At 53.0% G+C, this 19,365-nt stretch carries 20 protein-coding genes; 1 reads left to right on the top strand and 19 read right to left on the bottom strand.

The window, feature by feature from the left end; all coding sequences use genetic code 11:
• Nucleotides 1–8: 8 nt before the first annotated feature.
• The 11 genes from yabQ to pth all read right to left on the bottom strand — a co-directional run bounded on the left by yabQ (nt 9) and on the right by pth (nt 11,884).
• Nucleotides 9–578, bottom strand: coding sequence for a spore cortex biosynthesis protein YabQ (gene yabQ / locus MHH82_RS00250; RefSeq protein ID WP_340962469.1), 570 nt, complete (start codon nt 576–578; stop codon nt 9–11).
• A complete protein-coding gene (yabP, locus tag MHH82_RS00245) occupies nt 575–856 on the bottom strand; it encodes a sporulation protein YabP (RefSeq protein WP_009591926.1) in 282 nt (93 codons plus the stop codon). The genes yabQ and yabP overlap by 4 nt, the downstream gene beginning before the upstream one ends.
• A gap of 219 nt (nt 857–1,075) precedes the next feature.
• Nucleotides 1,076–1,354, bottom strand: a complete 279-nt coding sequence (locus MHH82_RS00240) for an RNA-binding S4 domain-containing protein (RefSeq protein WP_009591909.1) — start codon at nt 1,352–1,354, stop codon at nt 1,076–1,078.
• A complete protein-coding gene (locus tag MHH82_RS00235; RefSeq protein WP_009591918.1) occupies nt 1,354–1,626 on the bottom strand; it encodes an HU family DNA-binding protein in 273 nt (90 codons plus the stop codon). The genes MHH82_RS00240 and MHH82_RS00235 overlap by 1 nt, the downstream gene beginning before the upstream one ends.
• A gap of 166 nt (nt 1,627–1,792) precedes the next feature.
• Nucleotides 1,793–3,310 (bottom strand): nucleoside triphosphate pyrophosphohydrolase, encoded by a 1,518-nt coding sequence (gene mazG / locus MHH82_RS00230; RefSeq protein WP_340962465.1) that lies wholly within the window; start codon nt 3,308–3,310, stop codon nt 1,793–1,795.
• A 93-nt stretch (nt 3,311–3,403) separates the two neighbouring features.
• Nucleotides 3,404–5,083 carry a putative polysaccharide biosynthesis protein gene (locus MHH82_RS00225; protein ID WP_340962463.1) on the bottom strand — a complete coding sequence of 560 codons (1,680 nt, stop codon included), beginning with the start codon at nt 5,081–5,083 and terminating at the stop codon, nt 3,404–3,406.
• Nucleotides 5,084–5,282: 199 nt separating this feature from the next.
• Nucleotides 5,283–5,825, bottom strand: coding sequence for a stage V sporulation protein T (gene spoVT / locus MHH82_RS00220; protein ID WP_009591908.1), 543 nt, complete (start codon nt 5,823–5,825; stop codon nt 5,283–5,285).
• A 334-nt stretch (nt 5,826–6,159) separates the two neighbouring features.
• Nucleotides 6,160–7,245 (bottom strand): peptidylprolyl isomerase, encoded by a 1,086-nt coding sequence (locus MHH82_RS00215; protein WP_340962460.1) that lies wholly within the window; start codon nt 7,243–7,245, stop codon nt 6,160–6,162.
• Nucleotides 7,229–10,756, bottom strand: a complete 3,528-nt coding sequence (mfd, locus tag MHH82_RS00210) for a transcription-repair coupling factor (protein ID WP_009591945.1) — start codon at nt 10,754–10,756, stop codon at nt 7,229–7,231. Before mfd ends, MHH82_RS00215 begins: the two co-directional genes overlap by 17 nt.
• Nucleotides 10,757–10,941: 185 nt before the next feature.
• On the bottom strand, nt 10,942–11,172 hold the full coding sequence (locus tag MHH82_RS00205) for an anti-sigma-F factor Fin family protein (protein ID WP_009591947.1): 231 nt from the start codon (nt 11,170–11,172) through the stop codon (nt 10,942–10,944).
• A gap of 148 nt (nt 11,173–11,320) precedes the next feature.
• Complete coding sequence (pth, locus tag MHH82_RS00200; RefSeq protein WP_012818314.1) at nt 11,321–11,884, bottom strand: aminoacyl-tRNA hydrolase; 564 nt, start codon at nt 11,882–11,884, stop codon at nt 11,321–11,323.
• 107 nt (nt 11,885–11,991) lie between these two features.
• Here pth and MHH82_RS00195 point away from each other — a divergent pair, with 107 nt between their 5' ends.
• Nucleotides 11,992–12,192: a hypothetical protein gene (locus MHH82_RS00195; protein ID WP_006207422.1), complete on the top strand. Its 201-nt coding sequence runs from the start codon at nt 11,992–11,994 to the stop codon at nt 12,190–12,192.
• A gap of 162 nt (nt 12,193–12,354) precedes the next feature.
• Here the strand turns inward: MHH82_RS00195 and MHH82_RS00190 are convergent, their stop codons facing one another.
• The 8 genes from MHH82_RS00190 to yabG all read right to left on the bottom strand — a co-directional run bounded on the left by MHH82_RS00190 (nt 12,355) and on the right by yabG (nt 19,299).
• Entirely contained in the window at nt 12,355–13,308 is a 954-nt protein-coding gene (locus MHH82_RS00190; RefSeq protein ID WP_006207421.1) for a ribose-phosphate diphosphokinase, read from the bottom strand.
• A gap of 83 nt (nt 13,309–13,391) precedes the next feature.
• Nucleotides 13,392–14,786 carry a bifunctional UDP-N-acetylglucosamine diphosphorylase/glucosamine-1-phosphate N-acetyltransferase GlmU gene (glmU, locus tag MHH82_RS00185; protein WP_009591944.1) on the bottom strand — a complete coding sequence of 465 codons (1,395 nt, stop codon included), beginning with the start codon at nt 14,784–14,786 and terminating at the stop codon, nt 13,392–13,394.
• A 110-nt stretch (nt 14,787–14,896) separates the two neighbouring features.
• Complete coding sequence (gene spoVG, locus MHH82_RS00180; protein WP_006207419.1) at nt 14,897–15,181, bottom strand: septation regulator SpoVG; 285 nt, start codon at nt 15,179–15,181, stop codon at nt 14,897–14,899.
• 183 nt (nt 15,182–15,364) lie between these two features.
• The gene (gene purR, locus MHH82_RS00175; RefSeq protein WP_012818313.1) at nt 15,365–16,192 is read right to left on the bottom strand and encodes a pur operon repressor; all 828 of its coding nucleotides are present in this window, start codon (nt 16,190–16,192) and stop codon (nt 15,365–15,367) included.
• Nucleotides 16,193–16,301: 109 nt separating this feature from the next.
• A complete protein-coding gene (ispE, locus tag MHH82_RS00170; protein ID WP_036661707.1) occupies nt 16,302–17,156 on the bottom strand; it encodes a 4-(cytidine 5'-diphospho)-2-C-methyl-D-erythritol kinase in 855 nt (284 codons plus the stop codon).
• A 258-nt stretch (nt 17,157–17,414) separates the two neighbouring features.
• Nucleotides 17,415–17,597: a small, acid-soluble spore protein, alpha/beta type gene (locus tag MHH82_RS00165; protein WP_009591920.1), complete on the bottom strand. Its 183-nt coding sequence runs from the start codon at nt 17,595–17,597 to the stop codon at nt 17,415–17,417.
• A 233-nt stretch (nt 17,598–17,830) separates the two neighbouring features.
• Nucleotides 17,831–18,106 carry a biofilm formation stimulator Veg gene (gene veg, locus MHH82_RS00160; RefSeq protein ID WP_006207415.1) on the bottom strand — a complete coding sequence of 92 codons (276 nt, stop codon included), beginning with the start codon at nt 18,104–18,106 and terminating at the stop codon, nt 17,831–17,833.
• Between the two features lie 290 nt (nt 18,107–18,396).
• Nucleotides 18,397–19,299, bottom strand: coding sequence for a sporulation peptidase YabG (gene yabG / locus MHH82_RS00155; protein ID WP_012818311.1), 903 nt, complete (start codon nt 19,297–19,299; stop codon nt 18,397–18,399).
• Nucleotides 19,300–19,365: the final 66 nt, after the last annotated feature.

Genomic DNA, 19,365 nt, shown 5'->3' with positions numbered 1-19,365 from the left:
CATACCTCCTAAAACCAGCGCTTCCACGCCTTGATAACCTTGTCCGCTAATTGCCTGCTCCATGCCGGCAGCCTGACCCTGGATGTGATCGGTCTCAGCATCCATTTCAGGAGTCGCCAAAAAGGCATGAGGCATTTAAGGATTAAACGCAACAGCGACAGGAGAAACTTCCATAGAAACCTTAACAGCCCTAAGCCCAGCATCAGGATTCCTTTGATCGGATTCCATAATAGCATACGGAACAGCTTGTACAAAAAGGACAGCAAGCCTTTTGTCACTTGAATTAACATTACCACAAAACGCTGGGTTATGACACTCCATAATAAAAAATAGATCCAAACCCCTATAAATAGCCCAACAAACACATAAAAGCGTAGCTGCCCGTCATTGGTCATGTATAACATGCGAAAAATGAAGAAGGCTGCCGCAATCCAGTAAAGGAAGTCCATGGCATGCTTGGACCATTGCGGGAAACGGAGCTGCCCTGCCAGCACCCGGTAGCTGTCGAAGGCGACTCCCATCGCTGCTCCGGAGAAGAGCATCCAGAGCAGCGTGATCCATTGTACGCTGGGATTCATTTAAACAGCTTGCCCAGCAGACTCTTGTTCTTGGTCTGCGAACCGGGATTCAAATATATCAGGGAGTGCACCTGACCTTCAATCGACAAAAGCCCCTCTTCCAGGCTGAGATTTTTAATATGTAAATTTTGCCCCCGAATGGTCAGATGCCCAAGCTCGGTCTGAAGCAGGAATTCTTCGCTGTCAAAGCTCTCCACGTTTTGGACACCCGTAATGTCCAGCAGCTTCCGGTTCTGCATCCGCAGATCATGAAACTTGCCCTTCCCTTGGTCGATCATGGCATGTACCCCTCCTTTTAACAATAGCTTATGGGGAGGTGCCTGTCTTTAGAACCGGAAGCGGCGCACACCTTCATGAAAGATCGGAAAGCAGCCGGGATGCTTCATAAACGAACGGGAGCCCGGATCTCCCGTACATATATACACGCCAGGATGAAAACAGAAACGTCCCCCCCACCTTATGGTGAGAGGGACGTTTCATGGAACGGCTCGGGCTGTTTACCAGTCCAATCCGCGATCTTTAACGATCGGTTCTTCCTTGACCAAGGTATAGAGGCTGGTCGCCTCATCTTTACGGGTTGTCTCGGTAAGACGCTCGACCCGGACGGTCACCAGCTTCTGGCCAAACTGGACGGTGATCTCATCGCCCACTTTAACCGTGCTGCTCGGCTTGGCCTCGCGGCCGTTGATCAGCACCCGGCCTTGATCCGATACATCTTTCGCTACGGTACGCCGCTTGATTAACCTCGATACTTTCAGGAATTTATCGACGCGCATTATTTTACAGCTTCTTTAAGCTTGTTGCCTGCCTTGAACGCAGGAACGTTGGATTCTGGAATTTCGATCGTGTTGCCTGTTTGCGGGTTGCGGCCTGTGCGTCCAGCGCGCTTGCGAGTTTCGAATGTACCGAAGCCGATCAATTGAACTTTATCGCCATTAGCCAAAGCTTCCGTGATTTCGCCAAGGAAGCCGTTCAGGACGTTCTCTACGTCTTTTTTAGTCAATCCACTTTTACCGGAAATGTTGTTGATCAGATCTGTTTTGTTCATGAATTAAATCCTCCCAATTATCAGAAAAATATAAGATTTACGGTTATTCGGTTATACCGCCTTGCACTCTGCAAGATTTCACCATTAATGATTATTCTGGATGCCTTGCGGAATTCCTGCCGCATATCCCTATTTTTTTATTTTTTACGTGAAAAGATGCGTTTTTTCACTCTTCGATACCGCCGTGATGCGCCGATCCCGTTTTGGCGGACTGCCACAGGGCTTCCATCTCGTCCAAGGTGCTTTCCTGCAGGGTTTTGCCCTGGGCGGCAAGCTGCTCCTCTATGTAGCTGAAGCGATGGATAAACTTCCGGTTCGTTCTCGAAAGCGCCTCTTCCGGATCCGCGCCGATGAATCTTGCCGCATTGGAAACCGCGAACAACAGATCGCCGAGCTCGAGCGCCGTATCCTCGTCGGATTGACCCTCCGTCACCGCTTGCCGCAGCTCACCGAGCTCCTCCTCAATCTTCTGGAATACGCCGTCGATGTTATCCCAATCGAAGCCCACCTTGGACGCCTTCTTCTGGAGCTTGTACGCCTTCATCAAGGCGGGAAGGTCCCGCGGGATGCCGTCCAGCGCCGAGGCCTTCTCCGGGGAGAGCCCCTTGCGCCGTTTCTCTTCCGCCTTCATCTGCTCCCAGTTCTGCAGGGCCGATTCCGCGTCTTTGGCGCTGCTCTCGCCAAAAACATGCGGGTGGCGGAAGATCAGCTTGTCATTCAGGGCTTGAATGACGTCGTACACCGTGAAGGTGCCCAGCTCTTCTTCCATCTGGGAATGCAGCATAATTTGCAGGAGCAGGTCGCCGAGTTCCTCCTGCATATGCTCGGGATCATCCTCGTCAATCGTCTCCAATACCTCGTAGGTTTCTTCGATCAGATTTTTGCGGATGGATTCGTGGGTCTGCTCACGGTCCCACGGACAGCCTTCGGGACTGCGGAGAATGCCAACGATCTCATGAAGCCTCGCAAACGTCCGCTGCCTCAGATTGCTGTCATCGCTTCGGGGTACATAGATCAGCGACAAATTGCCGTATCCGTCGATGCGATCGAGCTCGAAGAGCGGCACTTGCTGGATCGCTTCCTCGCCCTCAACGCCCAGCGCATGGCCGACAATGACGGGATAATCGTCCGGATACAGCTCCATCAGCGCCAGTTTCACTTCCGAAGCCGTAAACATGTCATACACCTGGCCGATCAGGGTATGCAGCTGCGGCTGGATGACGCTTGCTCGAAGCTCAGCGGCATCGAGCAGCTGGAAGCCCTCAATGGGATCGAAACCAAGGCGGACGAAGGCCTCGTCCAGAAAGCTCTCGCCGCCGAGCACCGTAAGCGTCACATTCTCTCCGGGGCAGCGCTCGCGCAATAGCCGGACCGTTGCCTCCGCTACCATCGGATGCCCGGGTACCGCGTAGACGATCTCGCGCTCGTCGTCCTTCGCGGCCTTGGCCAAGTTGATTAGAGCGGCTGCAATGGATTCGTACACCTCGGGAAAGGTGTCGTGCGCTTCATACACATGGTCAAACGATTCCGGCTGAACCTGGAACTCTTTCAACGCAGCCATGACGGGATGGGATAATGTGCGCACATACACCTTCGATGCCCGCTGCATGGTTTTGATGATGCCTATCGTCAATCGATCCGGATTGCCAGAACCCAAGCCGACCACCGTAATGGATGCACTCATAAGCTACTTCCTTTCGTCTTCGTCCGCCTTGTCGACGTCGTTATCGTACACTACTATATCACAGAAGATCAAATATCTGCACGTCTGCCCGGTTCAGCGCAGCACGCGCAGGGCCCGCAAGAAGGCTGCCAGCGGTCTTCCGACCTTCGGCAGCATCCGAAGCTCCTCCTCGGTGAGGAGCTTCGTGACCGCAGCGCCGATGAGGAAGGCGCCGCAGCCGGCCGCGACGCCGCTCAGGCTCGCGAACACGTGGGTCAGGCGGCCTGGTGCGAAGCCGGCCGCCCCCAGAAGGCCGCCGGACGCGGCACTTGCGCCCCAGGCGGCCAGCGCCACCGCAGCGAGGACCGGCAGCGTCCTCGCGAGCATCCCGCCGGCGTCAAGACGGGCGCCGGCCCTTCGCGAGAGCAGCGCGAGGTTGAGCGCGGCTGCGGTCAGATGCGCAGCCACGCCGGCGATGGCCGCGCCGGTAATGCCGAACTGCGGCACCAACAGCAGGTTGAGCAGCAGTTTCAAACCGGCCGCAGCCAGCAGGTGAATCGCCGGCCCCTTGACCATGCCGATGCCCTGGAGCAATGCTGCCGTAATCGTGCTCAGCGTCCCCCCGGCCGCTGTAAAGGCAATCACCTGCATCGTGCCCGTACCTGCGGCATCTTCATACAGCATGATATTGATCGGCTCAGCCAGCACAGCCAGGCCTACGGAGGCCGTCATGCCGATCAGCCAGAACCAGCGAAGGGCCATGCGGCTTTGGCTTGCGACCCGGTCCGATTCTCCCTTGAACTTGGCTTCCGCCAACGCAGGGATGAACAGCACCGACAAGGAAGCGGCCAGCATCGTAACCAGCTGGACCAGCGGCAGGCCGCGGTTATAGACCCCAAACTCCGCCATGGCCAGCGATTCGCCAAGTCCGCCGGACGCCAATAACCGGGGCACGGTGAAAGTGTCCACCAGTCCGATTAGCGGAACCGCCAGCAGACTGAGGCAGACCGGGATGCCATAAGCGAGCAGGCGGCCAAGCAGAACACCTGCTCCCTCTTTAGTTACATCGGCACGCATCTCCGTTTTGTTCATACCGGACTCTCCGGATTCGTGCCTTGCTGCTCCCCGCGAGGTGCTCCGAGATGCCCGGATATGCTTGCGCCAGTATATCCCCATCACCAAAAGCCCGGCGGCACCGCCGGCAGCAGATCCAAGCAGCGCCCCCGCCGCAATCACGTCGGCATCGGCGCCGACACGGATCAGGTAGAGCAGCAGCACGATCATGACCCCGACGCGGACCATCTGCTCCGTAATCTGGGAGATGGCCGTCGGCACCATATTATGCAGTCCCTGAAAATAACCGCGCAGAACCGACATCCAGGGCACGAAGGCCAGCGCCAAAGCTCCTGCGCGGAGAGCCGGTATTACCTGGCTGCTGCCGATCCACTTCCCGATCCACGGAGCGCAGGCGTACATCAGGAAACCAAGGATCAGGCCGAACAGCACCAGCGCGGCGGAGGACAAGCGCAGCAGCCGATGACCGTCCCGAGTGCGCCCTTCCGCCTCATACTCTGCCACATACTTGGATACGGCCGCGGGGAAGCCGATCGCCGCGATCGTAATGATCATCATATAGAACGGATAAACCGTGTTGTAGATGCCAAAGACGGCATCGCCGCCCATGTTTTGCAGCGGTATTTTTTGCAGCGTGCCAATCAGCTTGGACAGAATGGCGGCTGCGCTGAGGATAAACGCTCCCTGCAGCAGCCTTGCCCCGGTTTGATCTGGTTTCATATCCTCTTCCAATCCCCTAGTCTCTTCTTTCGCATCGCAAGCCGATCCTCATGCAGACGCTGCCATGCGTACCTCCATTATAACCAAGGGTGGGAGAGTGTCACAAAATTCGACCGGACAAAACAAAAACTCCCTGCTGCCGATTGACCTAGTGATCAACGTTCAGCGGGAGTCTCCATCCAAGGAACGATGTCCTCGTCTACTGTTCCATTTGCTTGCCGAGGAAACCTGCGGCAGTTTCAGCCATTTTCACTTCCATCTCGCCCATGTTCACGGATTCGTCCTTGTTCAGCAGCACGACGCTGCCAATCGGGTCTCCTCCTGCAATGATAGGCGCGGCGACAAAAGCGGACAACGCTTCCGGATTGTCTTTGCTGATCTCATACGTACCGTTGTTGCTTTCCAGTACCGTCTTGCGATTTTCCATGCAGTTTTCCAGAAGGTTGCCGATCGGCTTGTCCAAATACTCCTTCTTGGAGCCGCCTGCAACGGCGATAAACGTATCACGGTCCGATATGATCGTGATGTGGCCTGTACTCTCATAAAGGGACTCTGCATATTCCTTCGCAAAATCGCCCAATTCACCGATCGGTGAATATTTCTTCAGAATGACTTCGCCATCCCGGTCCACGAAGATTTCGAGCGGGTCGCCTTCGCGAATCCGCAGTGTGCGTCTAATTTCTTTTGGAATGACCACGCGCCCGAGGTCATCAATACGGCGGACGATACCAGTAGCTTTCATGTCACTTGTTGCCCCACTTTCATAAGAAGATTTTTCAACTACTGTTCCATTCGGGAAGAGGATGTCCCCAGGTATATAAGAGTTAATGTCTGACCATAGTATTCATCCATTCCCAATTCCTTATACATCATCTACCCTCTGTTGGTTGCGAAATCCAAAAATAAATCTCGTCAGGAGCGACTTCACCGCCCCGGGGGGAGAAAAAATCCATAACGCGCGCATCGCACGTTATGGATTCAAAGGATCACGCCATTTCATCATCACGCTGGCCGTCGATTTGGCATCACTCGCAGCACCATATCCTTGTGCCGATACCGGTCCACGGGCCACGGGCTTATTTACCCGTATCTTCCTTGCCTGCATCCGGTGTTTGGTCGCCCTCTGCCGGTTTGTCGGTCGTGCCGTCCGTCTTCTGGTCACCCGTGCCTTCGGCAGGCTTGTCCGCATTCTCGCTCTTCGGAAGGTTCATGCTCTCAATCAGGTTGTTGAGTTCATTCTGCATAAAGTTGTCGATCTTCGCCGAAGCCAGTTCGCTCCGAATGCCTTCCTTCTGATCGGCTGGAAGCTTGTCATACGTCACTTCCTCGCGCTTCTCCACTTTCATGACATGGTAGCCGTAATCGGTTTCTACCGGATCGCTGATTTTGTTCAGTTCCAGCGTTAAGGCCTTTTCCTTAAATTGAGGCACCCAGCTGCCTGCCGGCTTGTTCTCATACAGGCCTCCGCTGTTCTTGGAACCAGGGTCCTGGGAATATTCCTTCGCCAAAGCAGCAAAATCCTTCCCTTTATTCAGCTTGGACTGTACTTCCTTGGCAATTTTGAGCGCCTCGCCCTCCGGTCTCTCCTTGCCTTCGGCATCTTGAAAAGCAATCAGGACATGACGAACGCTAATGTTGGTGTAGTCCTTCTTGTTCGCATCGAATTCCTTCTTGATATCCTCTTCGGTTACCTGATTCTTCTCATGCTCCATGACGGTCATGACGCGAAGCATATAATTCTTCAGGTCGTCCTCCGTCAATTTTTGAGATTCCAGGGCGGCTTTAAACTGTTCCTCGCCCATTCCGGCTTTTTGCTGCTTTAACAAATCATCCGTTTGCTTCTCGGCAGCTTCCTTGGCTTTATCGTCAGCTTTGGCGTACAGGTACTCATATGCTACCCCCTGTTTCGCCAAATACTCCTTAAATTCATCCATTTGCAAAAATTGGGCATATTCCGGGGACATGAACTGAATCATGCGCTGTTCCAGATCAAATTCCTTCTCGGTAATTTCTCCACCCTTATATTTGACAATGACTTTGCTGTTATCTTCTTCGGCACCTTTAGTCTTGTCGTTTCCGCACGCAGCGATCATCGACATGGATAGTACTGCTGTGATCGATACAATAAACGTCTTCCATGCCTTATTATTTCTTGACGGCATTTTGTAGTTCTCCCTTCAGGTTGAATGGCCCTTGTGCAGCCTCCAGGAATTGCTCAAGCAATTCTAACAGTTGTTGATCGGATAGTCCCTTGCCTTTGATTCGAATGGCCATAGCCGGCCCTTGTTCAAATTGTACACGTCTTTCGAACTTATTTCCAATTTGCGCAAGCCCTGCGGTGTCCACCGCTTTATCCTGCCCTTCATAAAACTGCAGCAGAACGTCGTCCCCGCGCTGGGTAATGGAATCGATCCCGTACGTACGGCCATATACCTTCAAGCGGGATACGGCAAGCAGGTTGCTTACCGCCAGCGGCAGCTCGCCAAAGCGGTCAAGCAGCTCGTCCTCAAGCTCAGCCGATTCGTCGATCGAGGAAACGACGGCCACTTTTTTATAAATTTCGATCTTCTGAATGCTGTCATAGATGTAATCGGACGGCAGGTAAGCGTCAATCCCCAAATCGATGGACGTGTTCCAGTCCTTCGACGGCAATGACGGCTCGCCCAGCATGCTGACTTTGCGTTTCTGAATCTCCTCTGCCAGCATCTGTGAATACAGGTCAAACCCGACCGAAGCGATGAAGCCATGCTGCTCCGCCCCGAGCAAGTTGCCCGCTCCGCGGATCGACAAGTCCCGCATCGCAATCTTGAATCCGGAGCCCAGCTCCGTAAACTCTTTAATCGACTGCAGCCGCTTCTCGGCTACTTCGGTCAGCACCTTATCCCGCTGGTACGTGAAATAGGCATACGCGATCCGGTTGGAACGTCCGACGCGCCCACGCAGCTGGTACAGCTGGGAGAGGCCCATTTTGTCGGCGTCGTGCACGATAAGCGTGTTGACATTCGGAATGTCGACACCCGTCTCGATAATGCTTGTGCTCACCAATACGTCGTATTCGCCGTCCAGGAAATCGAGAATGGTCTTCTCCAGCTCCGTTTCCGACATTTGGCCATGCCCTACGCCTACGCGGGCCTCCGGCACCAGCATCGATATCTGGGCTGCCATCTCTTGGATCCCTTGAACCCGATTGTAGAGATAGTATACCTGGCCACCTCGGGCCAGCTCCCGTTCAATGGCTTCCCGCACCAAGGTCTGGCTATGCTCCACGACATACGTCTGCACCGGAAAACGGTTCTCCGGCGGCGTCTCGATTACGGACAAGTCCCGAACGCCGAGCATCGACATATGCAGCGTGCGCGGAATCGGCGTTGCCGTCAGCGTCAGCACGTCGACATTGGTCTTCAGCTTTTTCAATTTTTCCTTATGCGTAACGCCAAAGCGCTGCTCCTCATCCACGATCAGCAGCCCCAGATCCTTGAACACAATATCCTGGGACAGGAGTCGATGCGTGCCGATCAGAATATCGACCGAGCCCTGCTTCACTTTTTTGATCGTCTCATTCTGTTCCTTCCGGCTGCGGAAACGGCTCAACACCTGGATATTGATCGGGTAATTGGCGAAGCGCTCCCGGAACGTCTCGTAATGCTGCTGGGCCAGAATCGTGGTCGGTACCAGCACCGCAACCTGCTTGCCTTCGATCGCCGCCTTGAATGCAGCGCGAACCGCCACTTCCGTTTTCCCGTAACCGACGTCACCGCATAAGAGCCGGTCCATCGGACGGTTCTGCTCCATGTCTTTTTTGATTTCGGTAATGGCCCGAAGCTGATCGGGGGTTTCATCATAAGGGAACATGTCCTCGAATTCCTGCTGCTCGGACGTATCCTTCTCAAATCCGTACCCCGGCGCAGACTGACGCTCGGCATACAGCTTGATCAGATCGTCGGCGATATCCTGAACGGAGGAACGAACCTTGTTCTTGACCCGCGTCCATTCATTTCCGCCCAGCTTGTAAACCTTCGGCTCCTTATCCTCGGAACCGACATATTTCTGGATGAGATCGATCTGTTCGATCGGAACGGACAGCTTATCGCCCCCAGCGTAGAGAATATGCATGTAGTCCTTATGGATCCCGTTGATTTCGAGCGTCCCGATCCCCATATATTTCCCGATGCCATGGTTTTGATGCACTACATAATCGCCGACCTTGAGCTCCGTATAACTCTTGATGCGCTCGGCGTTGTCCATATTCTTCGTGGTTTTGCGTGTTTTTCGCTGCTTTGAGGAGAACATCTCGCTCTCCGTAATAATGGCCGCGTGAACCGAGGGCATCTCGAAGCCGTTCTGGAGATGCCCTTCCAGCATAACCGGTTCTTCGATGCCGTAGTCCTGCAGAACCCGCCGCATCCGGTCCATCCGCTCCGCATCGCCGGCAAGCATCATGACCTGGACGCCTGACTTCTTCCAGCGTTCCATCTCGGCCTTGAGCACGTTCATCTGGCCATGGAAATCCTGCATGCCGCGCGTAATGACATTGACGATATTCTGCGGCTGCATTCTCGGCACCTGGCGCAGGAAGATGGAGATCATCAGACTCTGGTAAGGATGCTGATAAATCAGCTCCTCCGTATCCAGGGACAACGGCAGATCCGGCAGCGATTTGCCGTTTTGCATCAGATGCAAATTCCATTCCGCTTCATCCCGCTCCAACTGCTTGGCTGTTTCCAGCAGACGGGCAGGCTCATCCATGATCAGAATCGTATCCTTCGGCATGTAATCGTACAGATTGGTCTTCTCCGGATACAACAAGGAGATATATTTATAGATTTCAGGGAAGTAGATCCGCTCGCGCAGCATTTCGACTTCCCGGTGTATTTCATCCCGCAGGCGGAGCTTGGCCTGACGGTCGCTCATGCGTTCAAGCTGCGCCTCCAGCAGGCGGACCACCGTATCCGCCGTGCGGCTGAGCCGCTCCGCATCCGCAATGATTTCCTTGCACGGTGTGATCATGACCTCCCGGACCTTATCGATGGAGCGCTGATCCGTCGGATCAAAGGTTCGGATCGAGTCGATATCCTCATCAAACAGCTCGACGCGGTACGCCATGGCTGTTGTCATTGGGTAGAAGTCGATGATCCCCCCGCGGACGCTCATCTCGCCGCGGCGCTCTACCCGTTCCACGCGTTCGTACCCCATCTCGATCATCCGGTTGAGGAAGGCGTCCAACACGAGGGTCCCGCCGTCGTGAAGCACGATTCGGGCATCGGACATCACCTCGGGAGCGGGGAGAAGGCGGCGCACGCCGGAAAATGGCGCAACGACAATACCCCGGAAGCCTCTTGCACAACGGACGAGCACATCGATCCGCTGCGCCAGAGTCTCGGGGCTTGAAACGGCCGACTCGGCCGCCACCAGTTCATTCGCAGGGTATAACAGCACTTGATCCGATGACAGCGCTTCCTGTAAATCATCTGCGATTTTCTGGGCTGAAAACATATTATGAGTGACCACGAGCAGCGGGCGCTGCTGGTCCTGGTGCAGGGCAGCCATTAAGATCTGTCTGGACGACCCGGAAAGACCGGAGATCAATTGCTCCCTCATGCCGGCATGAACGCCAGACGTTATGGATTTGAAGTCCGAATCCTTCGAAAATACATCAATAAGTGCTTGTAACAAAAGGGGCACCTCTCTTATGCAAAAGAAATGAATTTCCTAGACTCTATTTCTCATGGAATTTTAGACGATTGCCGAAAAATTATAACCGAAAAGAAGCCTTGAGCAAAACTGCCAAGGCTAAAGCAGCGGCAGGCTCTGCCGCTGTATGTCATCTACGAAAAAACGTCGTGTACCCCATTATACTCTCATTGCAGGGGGTTTGCCAAAAGGCTGAGTTCCGGATGGGCCTCGAGCGCTTCCCTGCAATGATCGCAGGTTACCCGAACCATCACTTCTCCGTTAAAATCATACGCTATTATATCCCTGCGTTCCTCAGGGGTCAAGGAATCAAATCCGAGACGGGCTTCGGATACATCATGGGAATCGATGCGGCCCTGGAACGCTCGACAATGTCTGCAAACATAGGTTATCGCCATCATATGCCTCCTGAAGGTCGTATATTACCTTCAGTATGCCCGGATTTCCCTTGTTTAAGACCCGGATGTCCCCATTATCGAATACCTCAGAGTCATCTTACGGGGATACTTCATCTTTGTTCCTCTGTTCCTCATCTATGTTGCTCTTCTACGACTTGTTAAACTTCGCCATAGTCTGCTCAAAGGTATGACCCAAACTGAATTCCAGTGCGTCACAGGTCTCTTCCACCATGTGCTGCAGCTGTTCGCGCTCCTTCTTCGGGAACGTCCCGAGCACGTAGTCGACAATCGCATAACCCGGCTCGGGTCTCGAAATGCCCATTCGGACCCGGTTGAAGCTCTGGGTTCCGGTATGCTGAATGATGGACTTGATGCCGTTATGTCCTCCGGCGCTGCCCTGATACCGCAGGCGGATTTTACCGACGACGGTATCCAAATCATCATAAACCACAATCATGTCTTCCAGGCTCACCTTATAATAATCCATATAAGCACGCACAGCCTCGCCCGAGAGATTCATGAACGTCATCGGTTTGATCAGGACGGTTTTGGTGCCGCCAATCATTCCTTCGGCGATGACCGATTTGCATTTATTCTGATTGAACTTCAGGCCATGGCGCTCTGCGAGGGCATCCAATGCCATGAATCCAACATTGTGGCGTGTCTTCTCATAATTGGGACCGGGGTTGCCCAGTCCGACAATCCATTTCATCACAGGTTGATTCCTTTCACGATTTATACTTTCTTCTTTGCGCATTTCTGAGTACAATATGAACAAAACCTATTGGCGTTATGCCCTCATAAGAAGGTGAATCGGCATTGAAAGCTTTCGAACAGAAATTAACGCATCACAGCCATTTTCAATACCATATGAAGCATGGCATCCCTGTTCAAGTCTATGAACTCGGTTGTCACATCGACGTGGGTCTGATCACTGCGGTCGACGCCTATTTTGTCGAGCTTGAGGGAACGCTGTACAACCGGAGTACGTTCACTTTCATCTCCAGGCCCGGTTACTGACAGCGGATGGACGTCGTCCTGGCATTGACAGGTCATGAATTTTGAAAACGTTTTCTTCATGGCTGTCCATCTGCATCTGCTAAAGGGCCGTAATGCCGTCATAGCCGACAAGGGCTACATTTCCCTCATGAGGAGATGTAACCCTGCCTTTTACACGGTTTATTATTCTATTTCAAACAACTTGCTGATCGACAATTCCTCGTGAACCCGGATGATGGCTTCACCCATCAACGGAGCAACCGACAGTACCGTCAGTTTGCTGCTAGGGTTCGGATTGGTGATCGGAATGGTATCCGTTACGACAACTTCCTTCAGCGGGGAGTTTTCCAGACGCTCATGGGCAGGGCCCGAGAGAACCGGATGCGTACAGCACGCATAGACTTCCTTCACGCCGCCTTCCATCAACGCATTGGCACCCAGCACAATCGTTCCGGCGGTATCGATAATGTCATCGATCAGAATGGCGGTCTTGCCTTCGATATTCCCGATAATGTTCATGACTTCACTGACATTCGGCTCCGGCCGGCGTTTATCGATAATCGCCAGCGGGGCATTCAGGAAATCAGCAAGCTTTCTCGCGCGAACCACGCCGCCGTGATCCGGAGATACAACGACCGGGTTCTCGATCTGCTTCGAACGGAAATATTGGGCGAGGATCGGCACGCCAAGCAAATGATCCACCGGAATATCGAAAAATCCTTGAATCTGCATCGCATGCAGGTCCATCGTAATGACGCGATGAGCCCCTGCCTTTTCGATCAGGTTGGCAACCAGCTTAGCGGTGATCGGATCCCGCGAACGCGCTTTACGGTCTTGACGGGCATATCCGTAATACGGAATAACCACGTTGATGCTCTTCGCGGATGCCCGCTTGAGCGCATCCACCATAACCAGCAGCTCCATCAGGTTATCATTCACCGGCAAGCAAGTGGACTGCACAATATAGACATGACAACCCCGTACGCTCTCGGAGAGCTTAACTTGAATCTCGCCGTCACTGAAGCTGGTTGTATGCGACTCTCCCATCGGAATGCCGATGTAATCAGCGATTTGATGGGCAAGTTTAGGATTGGAATTACACGTGAATATTTTTAATTTAGAATCAAGATAAGTCATAGAATAAAAACCCTCCGTGCTGGTTCGTTGAATTAGGCTATCCGATCACCGCTTCTTATCTTGGAAAAGAGAAGCAGGGATAATTACGATTTCTTGTTCTTCTTGGCGATGGCGCGTGCCCGGATCTTCTCTGCGTACCCTGGCTTGTTCTCCTGACGCTGCCTAGCGATGGCCAGATCATTGTCCGAGACGGAATGCGTAATGGTCGAGCCTGCAACAACGAATGCGCCCTTGCCCACCTTCACCGGCGCAATCAAATTCACGTTGCTGCCGATAAATGCATCGTCTTCTATTTCGGTAATGGATTTATTATAACCATCATAGTTGACTGTAATCGCACCGCAGCCGATATTGACGTTTTTGCCGACTTTGGCATCGCCAACATAACTGAGATGGGATACTTTAGAACCGTCGTCAATCGTCGCGTTCTTCACTTCGACGAAGTCGCCCACCTTCACGTCAGCTCCGAGTTTTGCCCCCGGACGGAGATAAGCAAAAGGCCCTACCGAGGTCCGAGAGCCGACTTCAGCGCTGCTGAGCACCGAATGTTTGACGCTGGCACCATCCGCGATAACGGAGTCCTCGATATCGGTATCCGGCCCGATGACGCAGTCTTCGCCGATCACCGTGTTCCCTTTCAGAACGGTGCCGGGATAAAGCACGGTATCCGAACCAATCTGAACGTCGGCTCCGATATACGTAGAAGCCGGGTCAATGATGGTAACACCGTTCAACATGTGCGAGCGGTTGATGCGCTCTCTCATGAAGCCTTCGGCTTCCGACAACGCCAGACGGTCGTTGACGCCAATCGATTCGGCGTAGTCATCCGTCTGATAAGCAAGCACGGTCTCGCCGGCTTGTTTCAGGATGCCGATGCAATCGGTCAAGTAATATTCCTGCTGCGCATTCTGGTTGGTTACGTTATCCAGTGCAGCAAATAGCTTTTTATTGTCAAAGCAATAGGTACCGGTATTAATTTCAGTGACGGCGTCCTCTTCCGGACTGCAATCTTTCTGTTCGACGATCCGAAGCGCGCTTCCATCCTCGCCTCGAATGACCCGGCCGTAGCCTTTCGGGTTATCCATATGCGCGGTGAGCACCGTGGCGGCCGCGTTGCTGCTTTCATGAAGCTTCAGAAGATTCTCCAGCGTCTCAGACGTCACCAGCGGAGTGTCCCCGCAAATGACGATCGTGGATCCCTCTTCACCGCCAAGCAGTTCCTTGGCTTGCTTCACGGCGTGACCCGTTCCGAGCTGCTGCTCCTGCAGGACATACTCGGCTGCGTCTTGCAGATAGGTACGAACCGCTTCCGCGCCGTGGCCAACGACCACAACACTGCGTTCGCAGTTCACCTGCTGTACCGTTTGGACCACATGTCCGACCATCGGCTTGCCACAAACAGGATGCAGCACTTTATATAGTTTGGATTTCATACGTTTGCCCTGCCCAGCGGCGAGCACAATAGCAAATCTTTTCAAGGGCCATGCCTCCTCCTCTTGAACTCACTACTGAATATATATCATTCTACAAAAAAAGAAAAGAGAGCCATAGGTATGGCTCTCTTTTCCTTGAACCCCAATTATAAAACTTAAGCGCCTTCTTCAATCACTTCTTCTTCAGTAGCCGCTCGCTCATACTCGGCCAATACAGCCGATTGAATCTTCTCGCGGGTACCGGAAGAAATGGGATGGGCAATGTCGCGGAACTCTCCGTCAGGAGTGCGTTTGCTCGGCATTGCAACAAACATTCCATTGTTTCCGTCGATGACGCGAATGTCGTGAACGACAAATTCATTATCGATGGTAATGGATGCGATTGCCTTCATTCTCCCCTCAGAGTTAACACGGCGGAGTCTGACATCCGTAATTTGCATATGTGTTCACCACCTTTTTCCATCAGAGACTTGGTGTATAATTCCACACAGCAAACCCGAAATCCTTCTTTTTTCTACTACAAAATGTCCTAAAAACAGGAATTTTTTTTAGAATGTGATATTTTCGACAGACTTCGTGCCGATTCGAATGAAAACGCTATTATATCGACAAAAACCGCGTGCCTAGTTTTCGAAATAATTACCAGGTTTGACGGTAATTCTCTTGGTTTTGGAGTCTACGTCGCTCAAAACCGCGAGTGAAATATAGTCCTCCAGGAGTCTTTCCTCGGTTTCTACCGATCCCGATTCCACGAGGACCCCGACGCCTGCGACTTCGGCATTAAATTCACCCAGCAGATCGACCATCCCCTGAATGGTGCCTCCTGCCTTCATGAAATCGTCCACGATCAGCACCCGGGAGCGTTCCTTGAGCGCCCGGCGGGATAAAGACATCGTATGGATGCTCTTGTGCGAGCCCGACACATAATTGATGCTTACGGCCGACCCCTCCGTCACTTGATGGTCCCGGCGAACTAGTACGACCGGCAGGTTCAATTGCGCCGCCGTCGCATAGGCCAACGGAATTCCTTTGGTCTCCACGGTCATGACCACATCGATCTCCCGGTCGGAGAATGCCGTCGCAATGATCTTGCCCGCTTCGTTCATGAGCGTAGGTTGTCCGAGCAGATCGGACATGTATAGGTAGCCGCCCGGCAGAATCCGATCCGATTGCTGAAGCTGCTGGCACAGCTCCTCCGCAAAGCGCAGGGCATGGTCTCTGCGCAGCTTCGGAATGTACCTTACCCCTCCGGCCGCTCCGGCCAGCGTCTGAAGCTCTCCTAGCCCCTCGCTCTCAAATACGTCCTTAATGATCGCCAAATCCTCGCTAATGGACGACTTGGCTGCTCCATATCGCTCGGCGAACGTTGTCAGCGGAATCAGCGTATGCGGTTTGGATAGTAAATATTGGGTCATATCGACCAATCGTTCGCTTCGTTTTAATTTTTTCACCTAGGGTTCCTCGCTAAATCCGAATATTATATGTTAAATATAACACTTTTGTACGTATTTATACAACTTTGATTGCAATTCGCCCCCGAATTGTCAATTCCAACCGTTTCTAAGTGAGCAGGCGAACGGCATACACTTCCTTGCAGAAGCCCCGAAGGCCATTGTAAATCCGGGCCACCTTGGATTCCTTGGAGACCAGTCCGAAGACGGTAGGACCGCTGCCGGACATCAGCGCGCCGTCAGCGCCCAATTTCAGCATACCTTCCTTCAGCTGCTGAACTTCCGGGTGCATCTTCAAGGTCACTTCTTCCAGCACGTTGCCCAGCGACTGGCACATTTGCTGGAAGCTGCCCTGCGCCAGCGCGTCCACCATCCGCTCAGCCGATGGGTGGGACTGAATTTGCTCGCTGCGCAAGCGGCCATACACCTCCGCCGTCGACACATTGATCGGCGGCTTCGCCACGATCACCCAGCATTGCGGCGGATTCTGGATCGGCGTGAGCACTTCGCCGCGCCCCGTAGCCAATGCCGTGCCGCCGGTCACGCAGAACGGCACATCGGAGCCGAGCTCGGCACCGAGCGCGAGCAGCTCCTGCTGGGGGATGCCGAGCCCCCAGAGGCGGTTCAAGCCGCGCAGCGTGGCCGCCGCATCGCTGCTGCCTCCTGCGAGTCCCGCGGCAACGGGAATTTTTTTGTCCAGGTGGATATGTACACCCTTCCTCACGTCGTAGCGCTCTTTGATTAGTCTTGCTGCCTGAAAGGCCAAATTCTTCTCGTCCAGCGGTATGTATCCTGCCTGCGAGGTGATGATGATGGTGTCCCGCTTTTGTTCGGACATTTCGAGCCGATCGGCGAGGTCGATCATCGTCATGACCATCTCTACCTCATGAAAGCCGTCAGGACGTTTATGGAGTACATCCAGCATCAAATTGATTTTGGCCGGTGCTTTTTCGTATATTTTCAAGAACGTTCACCTATCCTTAGCTTTTCCCATATGCTTGAACTTAACATATTCGAGGAAAAACATCTAATGCCTCTATATTAACAAACTCAGGCTTTGAAGTCATGGGACCGTTTGATGACGTTTACGATGCACCGGCTTTAAGAAAAACGCCTATCGACGCGCATAACGTAAGCTTTTCCTGCGAGTCAGGAAGCTAAAGATGAAACAAACAGGGCCTTCCGCTTAATCGGAAGACCCTGCTGCGATGCGGCCATACTCTTACAGGTCGGATTTGCGGGCTGCCCGCTCGGCGAGCTCAATCGCCCGTTTTACCATGTTGCCGGCATCCTTGGCCTTAATGCCTCCCCAGCCCTCTTTTTCCACGGTGTCGTAGAATCCCAATTCTTTAGCCAATTCGGTCTTCAATTGATCGGACATGATGCTTCGTCTTCTTCTGCTCATCAATCCCGCCTCCTTGGAAAATGTATTGAGTATGGCATGAACAGCATCCTGCGCGACGCAGCGGCCTTCCATGGGCCTTACGCATGCTTAAGTCTCCGTCACCGCGTATAGAACGGCTGGGATAAGCTTCGCGCAGCTTTAGTATGCGTTCAACCCGTCCTTGTCATCCCTCCGGAAGGATGGCAACAAAAAACAGCCTCCCTGTAAGCGGAGACTGCTCTCATGACGTATCGTTATGACTTGATATAGGTGATTCGCATCTCGTTGTCGTCACCGGTGACCATGATTTCCACGGTTTCGGTCAAAATATCCGCATAACTGTAAGACACACGTTTAAAAGTTTGCTGGTCTTGGTCCAGCTTCACAATGAAAACAGAAGGGTACGTTTCTTCCAAAACACCAGTACGCTCGACGGTCTTCCGACGGCCACCGTTTGCCCGAAGCGTAATTTTTTGCCCTAAATGGGCATCGAGACTGCGTTTGATTTCCAACAGCGCATTTTTAGCCATTGTCGACGACCACCTCTTTCCTTGTCCATTATACCGAAGATTACATCATTTGTCAATTCAAAAACATTAATTATATCAGCATCAAAAATATATTGTCAATGTATTTTTTTTGACCCTGCCATTCTCGCGCTCATTTGCTTTAATATGTGCTAAATTGACAAGCTTTATGTAATTTTTTTGACAACTTTCTTAACGAATGGAAACGAAAAATAAAAAAACCCCAGCGAGTGGGGTTCTTCTTGGTTCATTCTCCAGCGGTTATTGGACCTCTGATCGAACGGATTAGGAGCCTAGCTGACTGAAGGCGTAACCTTCAAGGTGGACAAATCCTGCAGCTTGGGCAGACCGATCCGGTAGCTGCCTCTCGTCTCAATTCCGCCTACGCCCTGGCTGCCGCTGATCGTATGATGGACCACGTCATGGATGTTCACGGTATCCCGGACCGACGTATAGGCCGCTTTAGCGGCGACGTAAACGGGATCCAGCGCATGGATGAGGATTCGCCCCGGCGAGCTGGCAAAATTGGCTCCAGCCTGCAGCAGTGCCTCAAAATGCGATTGGCACGCTCCGGCCACGATGACCAGGGAATCCAGGTTCCGCTCATATTGACGCGCCACCTGAATCGCCGTGACGAAGTTGTGGGAATTCTTATAGCTGTCCAGGCTATATAAATCGTATGGCTGACGTCTCTTCAGAACCCCATCATGTCCCGTGATCACAACGATATCAGGTCTTACCCGCGGAAGAAGACGATATAATGAATCGGCCATCCCCGACTCATTGATATAATGGCCTTCCGCTGGGACCCGAAGCTGGTTGTACAAGGTCATGCTCTTCTTCAGATATTGGGGATCTCCATCCAAATGCAGCACCTTGCCCGGCACGTCAAAGTATCCTTTATCCGCAAGCTGGCCGCCTTCAGTATGCCGCAGGCTGGCCAGTTGACGCTCGCTCTGCTCCTGTCTTTGCTTCTGCAGGCGGTCCAGCGATTCATTGGCTTTGATCTGCGCCTGCTTTGTTCGTTCGCTTAAGGTGGGATGCGGGACCGTAACCAGATCATCAACGGGAGCATCGGCCAGTAACCGGAATTCCGTCCCTTTGATGACGATATTGTTATTTTGCCGCATGCCTTCTACCCGGAACGTTACATCGCCGCCGTAGGATTTACGAACGACCAAGTCTCCCAAGTTCATCACAACATCACCCCTACCCTATGGTATGGGCTACTGTGACTATTGGTTCTTGTTCAGCGCCAATTT

The sequence above is a fragment of the Bacillus sp. FSL K6-6540 genome (genome assembly GCF_038007545.1).
The sequence above is the reverse complement of the archived record's forward strand: the minus strand, read 5'-3'. Positions and strand labels throughout refer to the sequence as shown.

What these genes read in the sequence shown, in the direction of transcription:
- yabQ (WP_340962469.1), bottom strand. Translation starts at nt 578, where the DNA reads ATGAATCCCAGCGTACAATGGATCACGCTGCTCTGGATGCTCTTCTCC.
- yabP (WP_009591926.1), bottom strand. Translation starts at nt 856, where the DNA reads ATGATCGACCAAGGGAAGGGCAAGTTTCATGATCTGCGGATGCAGAAC.
- MHH82_RS00240 (WP_009591909.1), bottom strand. Translation starts at nt 1,354, where the DNA reads ATGCGCGTCGATAAATTCCTGAAAGTATCGAGGTTAATCAAGCGGCGT.
- MHH82_RS00235 (WP_009591918.1), bottom strand. Translation starts at nt 1,626, where the DNA reads ATGAACAAAACAGATCTGATCAACAACATTTCCGGTAAAAGTGGATTG.
- mazG (WP_340962465.1), bottom strand. Translation starts at nt 3,310, where the DNA reads ATGAGTGCATCCATTACGGTGGTCGGCTTGGGTTCTGGCAATCCGGAT.
- MHH82_RS00225 (WP_340962463.1), bottom strand. Translation starts at nt 5,083, where the DNA reads ATGAAACCAGATCAAACCGGGGCAAGGCTGCTGCAGGGAGCGTTTATC.
- spoVT (WP_009591908.1), bottom strand. Translation starts at nt 5,825, where the DNA reads ATGAAAGCTACTGGTATCGTCCGCCGTATTGATGACCTCGGGCGCGTG.
- MHH82_RS00215 (WP_340962460.1), bottom strand. Translation starts at nt 7,245, where the DNA reads ATGCCGTCAAGAAATAATAAGGCATGGAAGACGTTTATTGTATCGATC.
- MHH82_RS00205 (WP_009591947.1), bottom strand. Translation starts at nt 11,172, where the DNA reads ATGGCGATAACCTATGTTTGCAGACATTGTCGAGCGTTCCAGGGCCGC.
- pth (WP_012818314.1), bottom strand. Translation starts at nt 11,884, where the DNA reads ATGAAATGGATTGTCGGACTGGGCAACCCCGGTCCCAATTATGAGAAG.
- MHH82_RS00190 (WP_006207421.1), bottom strand. Translation starts at nt 13,308, where the DNA reads ATGACTTATCTTGATTCTAAATTAAAAATATTCACGTGTAATTCCAAT.
- spoVG (WP_006207419.1), bottom strand. Translation starts at nt 15,181, where the DNA reads ATGCAAATTACGGATGTCAGACTCCGCCGTGTTAACTCTGAGGGGAGA.
- MHH82_RS00165 (WP_009591920.1), bottom strand. Translation starts at nt 17,597, where the DNA reads ATGAGCAGAAGAAGACGAAGCATCATGTCCGATCAATTGAAGACCGAA.
- veg (WP_006207415.1), bottom strand. Translation starts at nt 18,106, where the DNA reads ATGGCTAAAAATGCGCTGTTGGAAATCAAACGCAGTCTCGATGCCCAT.
- yabG (WP_012818311.1), bottom strand. Translation starts at nt 19,299, where the DNA reads ATGAACTTGGGAGACTTGGTCGTTCGTAAATCCTACGGCGGCGATGTA.